11 protein-coding genes are annotated in these 10,313 nt (G+C 65.5%); 9 read left to right on the top strand and 2 right to left on the bottom strand.

Going from position 1 to position 10,313, the window contains the following annotated elements; genetic code table 11:
- The 7 genes from AC1DGP_RS23085 to AC1DGP_RS23055 form a co-directional block, all read left to right on the top strand.
- On the top strand, positions 1-561 hold a 561-nt coding region (locus AC1DGP_RS23085; RefSeq protein WP_441508022.1), incomplete at its 5' end, for a transporter substrate-binding domain-containing protein.
- A gap of 74 nt (positions 562-635) precedes the next feature.
- A complete protein-coding gene (locus tag AC1DGP_RS23080; protein WP_069880472.1) occupies positions 636-1,367 on the top strand; it encodes an amino acid ABC transporter ATP-binding protein in 732 nt (243 codons plus the stop codon).
- 13 nt (positions 1,368-1,380) lie between these two features.
- Positions 1,381-2,415 carry a Gfo/Idh/MocA family protein gene (locus tag AC1DGP_RS23075; RefSeq protein ID WP_441508023.1) on the top strand — a complete coding sequence of 345 codons (1,035 nt, stop codon included), beginning with the start codon at positions 1,381-1,383 and terminating at the stop codon, positions 2,413-2,415.
- 15 nt (positions 2,416-2,430) lie between these two features.
- Positions 2,431-3,279: a shikimate dehydrogenase family protein gene (locus AC1DGP_RS23070; RefSeq protein WP_441508024.1), complete on the top strand. Its 849-nt coding sequence runs from the start codon at positions 2,431-2,433 to the stop codon at positions 3,277-3,279.
- The gene (locus AC1DGP_RS23065) at positions 3,276-5,183 is read left to right on the top strand and encodes a bifunctional sugar phosphate isomerase/epimerase/4-hydroxyphenylpyruvate dioxygenase family protein (RefSeq protein ID WP_441508025.1); all 1,908 of its coding nucleotides are present in this window, start codon (positions 3,276-3,278) and stop codon (positions 5,181-5,183) included. Before AC1DGP_RS23070 ends, AC1DGP_RS23065 begins: the two co-directional genes overlap by 4 nt.
- Before the next feature lie 10 nt (positions 5,184-5,193).
- Positions 5,194-6,024 carry a 3-oxoadipate:acetyl-CoA acetyltransferase gene (locus AC1DGP_RS23060; protein WP_441508026.1) on the top strand — a complete coding sequence of 277 codons (831 nt, stop codon included), beginning with the start codon at positions 5,194-5,196 and terminating at the stop codon, positions 6,022-6,024.
- Between the two features lie 54 nt (positions 6,025-6,078).
- Entirely contained in the window at positions 6,079-6,219 is a 141-nt protein-coding gene (locus tag AC1DGP_RS23055; RefSeq protein WP_441508027.1) for a hypothetical protein, read from the top strand.
- Between the two features lie 15 nt (positions 6,220-6,234).
- On the opposite strand, the gene AC1DGP_RS23050 is transcribed toward AC1DGP_RS23055, so the two are convergent.
- Positions 6,235-7,332: a pyridoxal phosphate-dependent aminotransferase gene (locus AC1DGP_RS23050; protein ID WP_441508028.1), complete on the bottom strand. Its 1,098-nt coding sequence runs from the start codon at positions 7,330-7,332 to the stop codon at positions 6,235-6,237.
- A gap of 35 nt (positions 7,333-7,367) precedes the next feature.
- Positions 7,368-8,378, bottom strand: a complete 1,011-nt coding sequence (locus AC1DGP_RS23045; protein WP_441489923.1) for an amino acid ABC transporter substrate-binding protein — start codon at positions 8,376-8,378, stop codon at positions 7,368-7,370.
- Between the two features lie 200 nt (positions 8,379-8,578).
- Here AC1DGP_RS23045 and AC1DGP_RS23040 point away from each other — a divergent pair, with 200 nt between their 5' ends.
- Both AC1DGP_RS23040 and AC1DGP_RS23035 read left to right on the top strand, forming a co-directional pair.
- Positions 8,579-9,379, top strand: coding sequence for an HpcH/HpaI aldolase family protein (locus AC1DGP_RS23040; protein WP_441508029.1), 801 nt, complete (start codon positions 8,579-8,581; stop codon positions 9,377-9,379).
- Positions 9,380-9,395: 16 nt separating this feature from the next.
- A complete protein-coding gene (locus AC1DGP_RS23035) occupies positions 9,396-10,310 on the top strand; it encodes a cupin domain-containing protein (RefSeq protein ID WP_476832547.1) in 915 nt (304 codons plus the stop codon).
- Positions 10,311-10,313 lie beyond the last annotated feature (3 nt).

Genomic DNA, 10,313 nt, shown 5'->3' with positions numbered 1-10,313 from the left:
CGCATCCCGGCCCTGACCACGGGGCGCGTCGATGTGCTGTTTGCGACGATGGCGATGCTGCCCGAACGGGCCAAGGTGGTGCAGTTCAGCAAGCCCTATGTCGCCAACACGATCGTGCTGATCGGGCCGAAATCGGCGGTGATCAAGACCAACGAGGACATGGCGAAGTTCACCATTGGCGTGGCCAAGGGCGCAGCCCAGGATACCCAGGTCACCAAGAACGCGCCGGCCAGCACGACGATCCGGCGCTACGACGGTGATGCCCCCAGCATCCAGGCGCTGGTCTCGGGCCAGGTCCAGGCGCTCGGCGGTAACATCTTCTACATCCAGCGTATCGAGCAGGCCCGGCCGGGCGAATTCGAAAACAAACTCGAATTCCAGAACCTCTACAACGGCGCCTGCACCCGGCAGGGCGAGAAGGAGATCAACGCCGCCCTCAACGCCTTCATCGACAAGATCAGGGCCAATGGCGAGCTCCAGAAAGTCTACGACAAGTGGATGAAGGTTCCCGTCCACAAGTTCCCCGACAGCCTCGAAGGCATCTCCTTCTCCGCAAGCTGAGCGCGGCAGGACAAAACGGAGCAGAGGCCATGAACAGCCAGTCCGCGACTGCAACCATTCAAGGGACTGACGCCATGATCAAAATGGCGGGCGTCGAGAAATGGTACGGCGAGTTCAAGGCCTTGACCGACATCAACCTGTCGGTCCGCCAGGGCGAGAAGATCGTCCTGTGCGGGCCGTCAGGTTCGGGAAAATCGACCCTGATCCGTTGCATCAACCATCTCGAACCCTACCAGAAGGGCGAGATCCGTGTCGGTGGGACGGTTCTCAGCGATGATTCCAGGATCATCGATGCCGTTCGCCGCGAGGTTGGAATGGTGTTTCAGCATTTCAACCTGTTTCCGCATCTGACGGTGCTGGAGAACTGCATGCTGGCGCCGATGCGTTCGCTTCGCGCCAGCAAGGCGCAGGCCGAAGCCACGGCAAGACGCCTGCTCGGCCGGGTCAAGATCGCCGAACAGGCGGAAAAATATCCGGCCCAGCTCTCCGGCGGACAGCAGCAGCGCGTCGCGATCGCGCGGGCCCTGTGCATGCAGCCGAAGGTCATGCTGTTCGACGAGCCGACCTCGGCGCTCGACCCGGAAATGGTCAAGGAGGTGCTCGACACCATGATCGGGCTCGCCGAGGAGGGCATGACGATGATCTGCGTCACCCACGAGATGGGGTTTGCGCGCCAGGTCGCCGACCGCGTGATCTTCATGGCGAGCGGTGCGATCGTCGAAGAAGCGCCGCCGGCTGCGTTCTTCACCAATCCGCGCCACGAGCGCACCCGGCAGTTCCTCGGCGAGATCCTGCACAATCACTGAGGAGGAGGCCGGCATGGCCGATCTGCAATCGATGCCACTGCGTCTCGGTGTCCTCGGTGCGGCGAATATCGCACGCAGCTTTGCGAGTGGTGTCGCGCCGTCGAGGACTGTCACGGTCGCTGCCGTCGCCAGCCGCGATGCCGGGAAGGCCGAACGCTTTGCGATGGAATGCGGCATTCCGCATTTTCATGGCTCCTATGAAGCCTTGCTGGCCGATCCGGAGATCGACGCGATCTACAATCCGCTGCCGAACTCGCTCCATGCGGAATGGTCGATCCGGGCCATGCAAGCCGGCAAGCATGTGCTCTGCGAGAAGCCGCTGGCGATGAATGCGACCGAGGTCCGCGCCATGGCCGCTGCTGCGCGCCAGCACGGACGCCATCTCGTCGAGGCCTATCCCTACCGCGCACAAGCCCAGACGCTGAAACTGCGCGAATTGCTCAACGCGGGCGCGATCGGCAAGGTTCAGCTCATCCGATCGAGTTTTGGCGTCGCCTTCTCCGACCCGGCGAATATCCGCCTGAAGCCCGAAGTCGGCGGTGGCGCCCTTCTCGACGCGGGCAGCTATGCCGTCAGCCTGGCGCTTCTCGTCGCAGGCGCGCGGCCCGAGCGCGTCAGCGCGACGGCGCGCTGGAGCGAAACCGGCGTCGATCGCAGCGTTGCGGCCACGCTGGAATTTCCGAGCGGAGCGCTTGCGCAGATCTCGTGCAGCTTTGCCACGGCCTATCACCGCCACGCCCTGATCGCAGGAGATGCCGGAACGATCGAGACGACCTATCTCAACCATCCCCCACTCGGGGGGCCGCCGGTGCTCACGATCCGGCGTGGTACGACCGTCCAGACCGCTCCCGAGACCATCGAGGTTGCGCCCGGCAATGGGTTCCTCGCGGAAGCGGAGTCGTTCGAGCGGCTGGTGCGGCAAGGACCCGAGCACTGGACCGGCGCGACCCTGGCGGAATCCATCGATATCGCGGTGACGCTGGATGCGATCCTGGCCAGCGCCCGGTCGGGCGCAGCCGTCAGCGTCGCTGCCGAGATCAACACCTAGGAAGGCCAGTTCGTCATGATCCGCGGCACGACGAAACTCATCGCCCATCTCGGCTATCCGACCGAGAGCTTCAAGGCGCCGATGATCTACAACCCGTATTTCGAGCGAGAAGGGATGGACGCCGTCGTGGTGCCGATGGGCTGCAAGGCGGATGACTATCCGGCTTTCCTCAGGCTCTTCTTCAGGCTCTCCAACGCTCACGGCGCCCTTATCACCATGCCGCACAAGGTGACGACGACCGCGCTGGTCGACGAGGTGCAAACCACGGCCGCGATTGCAGGAGCCTGCAATGCCGTGCGGCTTGATGTCGATGGCCGGCTGGTCGGCGACATGTTCGACGGCGAGGGCTTCGTGCGCGGTGTGCTGGGCAAGGGCCGTGTGCTCAAGGGCGCGCGTGCGCTCGTCGTCGGCGCCGGCGGCGTCGGCTCGGCCATCGCCGCCTCGCTCGCCAAGGCAGGCGTCGCGGCACTCGGCCTGTTCGATACCCATGCGCCTCTGGCGAACGGCCTCGCTGACAGGCTTCGCAAGCACTATCCGCAACTGGTCGTCACTGTCGGCTCGAACGATCCGGCCGGGTTCGCGATCCTGGTCAATGCGACGCCGCTCGGCATGAAGGCAGGCGATCCCTTGCCGATGGATGTCGCGCGCATCGCGCCTTCGGCCTTTGTCGGGGAAGTGGTGATGAAGCAGGAGATCACTCCCTTCCTGGCCGCTGTTCGCGCCCGCGGCTGCGCATTCCAGATCGGTGTCGACATGTTGTTCGAGCAGATCCCGGCCTATCTCGAGTTCTTCGGATTCCCCACCACGACATCGGAGGACCTGCGCTCGGTCGCACAGCTCGGCTACGAGGAGACGCGCTCATGATCCCTTCCATCGCCACCGTCTGCGTCTCCGGTACGCTTCAGGAGAAGCTCGAGGCCATTTCGGCTGCCGGTTTTCGTGCCGTCGAGATCTTTGAGAACGACCTGATCGCCTTCCCGGGCTCGCCGACAGAGGTGCGCCGGATCTGCGGCGATCTCGGGCTCGCGATCGTGACCTGCCAGCCGTTTCGCGATTTCGAAGGCATGCCCGATGCGCGGCGGGGGCGGACATTCGACCGGGCGGAACGGAAATTCGACCTCCTGCAGGAGCTTGGGACCGACCTGCTCTTCGTCTGCTCGAGTGTCTCGCCCGAGGGCTTGAGCGGCATCGACAGGCTCGCCGGCGATTTCGCCGAGCTTGGCGAGCGGGCCGCCAAACGAGGGTTGCGCGTCGGCTATGAGGCGCTGGCCTGGGGGCGTCATGTCGTCGACTATCGCGATGCCTGGGAAATCGTGCGCCGGGCCGGCCGCGACAATGTCGGCATCATCCTCGACAGCTTCCACATCCTCTCGCGCGGGCTCGATCCCGCCAGCATCGGCACCATCCCGCGCGACCGGATCTTCATGGTGCAGATGGCGGATGCCCCCAAGCTGCAGATGGATCATCTCTCCTGGAGCCGCCACTGGCGCTGCCTGCCGGGGCAGGGCGATCTCGATCTTGCTGCCTTCATGAGGGCGCTCGCGTCGACTGGCTATGACGGCGTCCTGTCGCTCGAGATCTTCAACGACCGATTCCGGGCCGGCTCTGCCCGCTCGGTGGCGCTCGACGGCCATCGGTCGTTGCTCTGGCTGCTCGACGAGACGGCACGGGAGCTCGGCCGGCCGGTGCCCGGCGCGGTCGCAATGCCGGCGCCTGAGCCTGTCGAAGCGGTCGAGTTCATCGAGTTCGCCATCGCCGAGGCCGAGCGGCCGGGCTTCCAGAGCCTTCTGAGCGCGCTCGGATTCAGCCGCGTCGGCGCGCATCGCTCCAAGGATGTCGATCTCTGGAGCCAGGGCGATATCCGCATCGTGCTCAACAGCGATATCGACGGTTTCGCCCATAGCTACCAGATCACGCATGGGACCTCGGTCTGCGCGATCGCGCTGAGGGTTGCAGATGCGGGCGCGGCCACAGAACGCGCGACGGCCCTGCTCGATGTGCCTCATGCCGGCGCGGTCGGGCCAGGCGAACTCGACATCCCGGCCGTGCGCGGCCTTGGCGGCAGCCTGCTCTATTTCCTGGATCAGTCTTCCGCCCTTGGACGCTGGTCGGAGGTGGATTTCGAGCCCACCGGCGCGAATGGCTCAAGCGCCGGATTGGTGGGGGTCGATCACATCTCGCAGAGCATGCAGTATGAGGAAATGCTGACCTGGCTGCTGTTCTACTCGTCGCTGTTCAAGACAACGAAGACGCCGAGCCAGGCGGTGATCGATCCAGGGGGCGTCGTCCAGAGCCAGGTCATCGAGAGCGGGCTGGATGGTCAGGCCGGCCATGGCCTGAGACTCATTCTCAACGGCTCGCAAAGCCACCGGACGCTGTCGGCCCGCTTCATCACCGATTTCTTCGGCTCCGGCGTGCAACATATCGCCTTCGCCACGAATGATATTCGGGCGACCGTCGAACGGTTGGTGGCCAATGGCGTCGCCATGCTGCCGATTCCGGAGAACTATTACGATGACCTCGAAGCGCGGTCCGATCTGCCTCCCGAGGAGATCGATGCGCTAAAGGCGCTCAACATTCTCTACGACCGCGATGCCGGCGGCGATTTCTGGCAGGCCTATACCGCGACGCTCGATGGCGGGTTGTTCTTCGAGATCGTCCAGCGCAATGGCTATGGTGGCTATGGTGCGGCCAATGCGGGCATCCGCCTGACCGCGCAGGCGCGCCTGTCCCGTCCGATCACCGTGCCTGCGCCCACCCATGCATGAAGGCGCTGCCATGACCACACCCTGCATCATCACTGTCGCGATCACCGGCTCGCTGCCGACCAAGCGCGACAATCCCGCCGTTCCGATCACGATTGCCGAGCAGGTCGAGTCGACGCAGGAGGCCTTCGAGGCGGGGGCGACGCTGGCGCATTGCCATGTCCGCACCGACGAGGGCACGCCGACCTCCGACCCTGAGCGCTTTGGCCGCCTGCTCGAGGGGCTGCGCAAACATTGCCCGGGCATCATCGTGCAGCTCTCCACCGGAGGGCGCTCTGGGGCGGGCAGGGAACGCGGGGGCATGATCCCGCTCAAGCCGGACATGTGCTCACTTTCGACAGGCTCATGCAATTTTCCGACGCGGGTCTATGAGAACAGCCCGGATCTCGTCGACTGGCTGGCGGCGGAGATGCTGACTCACGGCGTCAAGCCCGAGATCGAAGCCTTCGATCTCTCGATGATCTTCAAGGCTGCCGAGATGGGTATCGCGGGCGCGATCAAGGGGCCCCTGCATGTCCAGTTCGTGATGGGCGTGAAGAACGCGATGCCGGTCGATCGCGCTGCGTTCGAGTTCTACATCGCGACATTGAAGCGGCTGGCGCCCGACGCGACCTGGACGGGCGCCGGAATCGGGCGCGACCAGATCACGCTGAACCGCTGGTCACTCGAACTCGGCGGTCACTGCCGGACCGGGCTGGAGGACAATGTCCGCCTCGATCGCGACACGCTCGCGCCGTCCAATGCCGCCCTCGTGAAGCGCATCGCCGAGATGGCAGGCAGCTATGACCGCCACGTGGCGTCGGTCGCAGAGGCGCGGGGTCTGTTGTCGCTGCCGACGGCGTGAGGCCGCGGCTAGTCAAGCTCCCGGTTGACGCTCCGCGACGTGGGGCGGAGCAGCATGTGTTTGTCCCAGGACAGCATCGCGGTGGCCGAAGAAGGTGCCGTAATGGCCTTTGGCGGAGGCGCCATCCTCGCGTCGGCTCTCGCCGGAGCGCTGCAGCACGAAGCGGCGCCTGCCGGGCGCCGCCAGGAACAATGAAACGCCTGCGTTTGGTCAGCCGACGGCCCGCTTCAGCACCGCGACCAGGGCAGCCATCTCATCCCTTGCGCCGATCGAAATGCGCAGGGCTCCCTGTGTACCGGGGACATCGAACATCATGATGTGGATGTTTGCCGCCTTCAGCGCCGAGAAGAATTCGGCGGCCGGTGCGGGCGTGAGGACCGCCAGGAAATTCGCCGCGCTGGGCAAGGCCACGAAGCCAAGATCCTTCAACTGGTCCGCCAGCCAGTCGCGGCCGTCCGCGGTCCTGCTGAGCAGGTCGGTGAGATAGGCGGGCTCCTTCAAAGCCGCTTCGGCTCCCGCCAACGCCACGGCGTTGACGCTGAAATTGGTGCGGATCTTGCGATAGGCATCAGCCAGCGCCGGTGAGCCGACGATGCCGTATCCGACGCGGATGCCGGCAAGACCGAATGCCTTCGAGAAGGTGCGCGTCGAGATCCAGGGGCCGCTGCGGCGGCGCAGGATGGCGAGCACGTCGGGCCCGCCGGCATGATGGCCGAACTCGAAATAGGCCTCGTCGAAATGCAGCAGGGCATGATCCGGGACGCCGGCGACGAGTTGCTCCACATCGGCCTCGTCGAGCATGCCGCCGGTCGGGTTATGCGGCGAGGCGACGAAGACGAGGCGTGTCCGGTCGGTGATGGCGCCCAGGGTGCCCACGACGTCGACGAGGCCATCGCGCCGGTTCGGAACAGATACGAGCTTTGCGCCGCGCATCGCGGCGCCCTTGGCATAGGCTGGAAAGCCAGGATGCGGCGCCACCGCCTCGTCGTCCGCGTCGAGGGCCAATTCGGCGCTGGCGAAGAGGAGTTCGTTCGAGCCGGCCCCCAGCACGATCTGTGCTGGCGGTACGGCAAGGCGCGAAGCCAGCGCTTCGATCAGCGAGGCGCCGTCATGATCGGGGTAGCGGTTCACCTGGCCGGCGGCGGCGCACATCGCCGCCACGACACTCGGAGCGGGCGGCTCCGAGGACTCGTTGAGATGCAGGCTCACCGGCGGCGGTGCTCCCTCCATGGGGGCGGGGGTGCGGCGCGCCGGGACGTTCTGCAGGCGTGCGATACGCGGAACCGGGATGACGGTGGGGTTCGACACAGCTTTCTCCGTCGTGGGCGCGGCAACGCGGATGGTCAGCGTACCGGCGGCGAATATTGCAGACCGCCCTTGCTCCAGAGATTGTTCAGCCCGCGCGCGATCCCCAGCCGCGAGCCCGCGCCGACATTGCGGTCGTGGGATTCGCCGTAATTGCCGACCTGCTTGACGATCTGCATCGCCCAATCGTTCTTCAGGCCCATTGGCTCGCCGAACTTGCCCTCGCTGCCAAGCAGGCGGCGCACCTCGGGGGAACCGGAGGCGGCGAGCTGGTCGGCATTGGCCGAGCTGACGCCAAGCTCTTCCGCAGCAACCATCGCAAAATAGGACCAGCGGACGATGCTGTTCCAGGCCTCGTCGCCCTGCCTCACGACTGGACCGAGCGGCTCCTTCGAGATCAGTTCGGGCAGGATCACGAATTCTGCCGGGTTGACCAGCTTCAGCCTGTAGGCCGACAGCGCCGAGACGTCGTTGCTGAAGACGTCGCAGCGTCCCGACTCGAAGGCCTTGGCGGCCTGATCGCCCGATTCAAAGCTGACGGACTCGTACTTCATCCCATTCGCGCGAAAGAAGTCGGCGATGTTCAGTTCCGTGGTCGTACCGGTCGGCACGCAGACCGACGCACCGCCAAGCTCCTTGGCGGAGCCCGCATTGAGCGACTTGCGGATCATGAAGCCCTGGCCGTCATAGTAGTTGATCCCGGCGAAGCGCAGACCGAGTTGCGTGTCGCGCGAGAGCGTCCAGGTCGCCTGGCGGGAGAGCACGTCGATTTCGCCGCTCTGCAGCGAGACGAACCTGTCCTTCGGGCTGAGGGGGATGAACTTGACCTTGCTTGCGTCGCCCAATGTGGCGGCGGCGACGGCCCGGCACAGGTCGACATCGAATCCGGTCCAGCGACCGGCCTCGTCCGGGACGGAGAAGCCCGCCACACCCGGGCTGACGCCGCAGAGCAGCTGACCGCGCTCGCGGACCTTTTCGAGTGTGCCGGCCTGGGCGGAAACCGCCAGCGCCAGAGTGAAGCCCAAGGCCGTGGTCAAGCGAGCGTGCATGTGATGGTCCTCCCCATTTGTCTGTGGTGGTGGGCGATCCATCGGCCGACCACAACGAGGTTCTTTGTTCGTTTCATTGCTTGAAACGACGGGCGCCGCACACGCCATTTCACAATGCGAAATGCGCGGAGATCGCCATGCTGCGCCGGTGCCGGATGCGATGATGGCGCATCCCAGCCGCTCGATCCCGTGCCGAGTCCATGCAGAACACGCCCTACAATTCCTTCCGGCGCCGCTTGCTCGATCGCGAGTCCTTGATCGGCAGCTTCATCAAGACACCGACCGGCCACGCCATCGAGATCCTCGGCGCAGTCGGCTTCGACTTCGTCGTCATCGACCAGGAGCATGCCCCCTTCGATAGGGGCTCTACCGATGTGGCGCTTCTCGCGGCCCGGGCCGCCGGGGTCGCCGGGGTCGTGCGTGTTCCGGTGCTTTCGCATGACGCGATCCTGTCGGTCCTGGATTGCGGCGCAGTCGGTGTCCTGGCGCCGCATGTCTCGAGTGTCGCGCAGGCCCGTATCCTTGCTGCCGCCTGCCGCTATCGGGGCGGTGCGCGCGGATTTTCGGGCGTGACCCGGGCCGGCGGTTACGGCGCCTTGAAGATGTGGAACCATGTTGATGCGGCCGACGCCGCCACGGCCGCCATCGCGATGATCGAGGATCCCGCTGCACTCGAGGAGATCGACGCGATCCTCGCCGTCGATGGGCTCGACGCCGTCTTCATTGGCCGCGGCGACCTTACGGTTGCTTTCGGTGCGCCGACACGGGACGCGCCTGTGGTCCGCGATGCGGTGGACAGGATCATCGCCGCAGCGAAACGGGCGAACAAGCCGGTCTGCGTCATGACCGACGACGCCGATGAGGCCGCCGATTTTGCCGAGCGCGGTGCAAGCGCCTTCATCGTCTCGTCCGACCAGGGCTTCCTGAGGAAGGCGGCCGGCCACGCGTTCAGCGAGATGTCGGCGATGAAAACCCGTGCTTCTCAGGCTGCAGTCGGCTGAACTGGAGAGACTCTCGATGTTCCACCCCACCGACCCCCGCGCCAAACTCGCGACCGGGGCGCCTGCCAAGGCTTCGCCCGTTTCGTCCTATGCCGGCGCGGATTATGCGCGCTTCTATGCGCAGGAGCCGCAGGAGGCCGGGTCCGATGCCCGCACTTGGATCGCGCGCGGGCAGAATTTCATCGTCGCTTATTCGGAGGTGCGCGCGGGGGCGAGTCTGGCGCGCATCGGCCATCCGGATGAGTATTGCGTGATCCTGCCGGACGCTGCCATGGGCGCGTCGCTCTCTGCCCGCGGGGAGAGCCTCGCCTCGCCGGGCTCATCCATCCTGTTCGTGCCGCCCGGAGATTCCGAGGTCACGGCAGCCAGTGATGGCCGCGTCATCCGGATCTTCTCCACTGCTGCGACCGATCTGGCGGCAGCCTGTTCCAATGCCTCGTCCTATGCCGAACCGCACGCCAATGTCGCGCTCCTGGAGCCTTGGCCCGAGCCGCGCGGGGGCTGGAAACTGCGGCGCTACAGCCTGGAAGGCGAGGGGGGCGAGAGCCGCTTCGGCCGGATTTTTCGCTGCACGACGCTGATGGTGAACGTGCTCGACCCGCGGCTCGGGCTGCGCGACATCACCAAGCTCTCGCCGCATCACCATGACGATTTCGAGCAGGGCTCACTCGTCATCGACGGCGCCTACATCCACGATATCCGCTGGCCCTGGACGCCGGATATGAGGATCTKGCGCGAGGACGAGCACGAGTTGATGGCGGCTCCGTCGCTGACGGTCATCCCGCCGCCTTCGATCCACACGTCCCGGTCGGTGCTGCCCGGCCTGAACCAGATGATCGACATCTTCTCACCGCCACGCATGGATTTCTCGGAAAAGCCCGGTTGGGTGATCAACGCCGCAGATTATCCAATGCCCGGCGAAACGCCCTGAGGA

It is taken from the genome of Allobosea sp. 05T433 (assembly GCF_056396065.1).
This window is presented reverse-complemented; position numbering and strand designations above follow the sequence as displayed.

What these genes read in the sequence shown, in the direction of transcription:
- AC1DGP_RS23080 (WP_069880472.1), top strand. Translation starts at nt 636, where the DNA reads ATGATCAAAATGGCGGGCGTCGAGAAATGGTACGGCGAGTTCAAGGCC.
- AC1DGP_RS23075 (WP_441508023.1), top strand. Translation starts at nt 1,381, where the DNA reads ATGGCCGATCTGCAATCGATGCCACTGCGTCTCGGTGTCCTCGGTGCG.
- AC1DGP_RS23070 (WP_441508024.1), top strand. Translation starts at nt 2,431, where the DNA reads ATGATCCGCGGCACGACGAAACTCATCGCCCATCTCGGCTATCCGACC.
- AC1DGP_RS23065 (WP_441508025.1), top strand. Translation starts at nt 3,276, where the DNA reads ATGATCCCTTCCATCGCCACCGTCTGCGTCTCCGGTACGCTTCAGGAG.
- AC1DGP_RS23060 (WP_441508026.1), top strand. Translation starts at nt 5,194, where the DNA reads ATGACCACACCCTGCATCATCACTGTCGCGATCACCGGCTCGCTGCCG.
- AC1DGP_RS23055 (WP_441508027.1), top strand. Translation starts at nt 6,079, where the DNA reads ATGTGTTTGTCCCAGGACAGCATCGCGGTGGCCGAAGAAGGTGCCGTA.
- AC1DGP_RS23045 (WP_441489923.1), bottom strand. Translation starts at nt 8,378, where the DNA reads ATGCACGCTCGCTTGACCACGGCCTTGGGCTTCACTCTGGCGCTGGCG.
- AC1DGP_RS23040 (WP_441508029.1), top strand. Translation starts at nt 8,579, where the DNA reads ATGCAGAACACGCCCTACAATTCCTTCCGGCGCCGCTTGCTCGATCGC.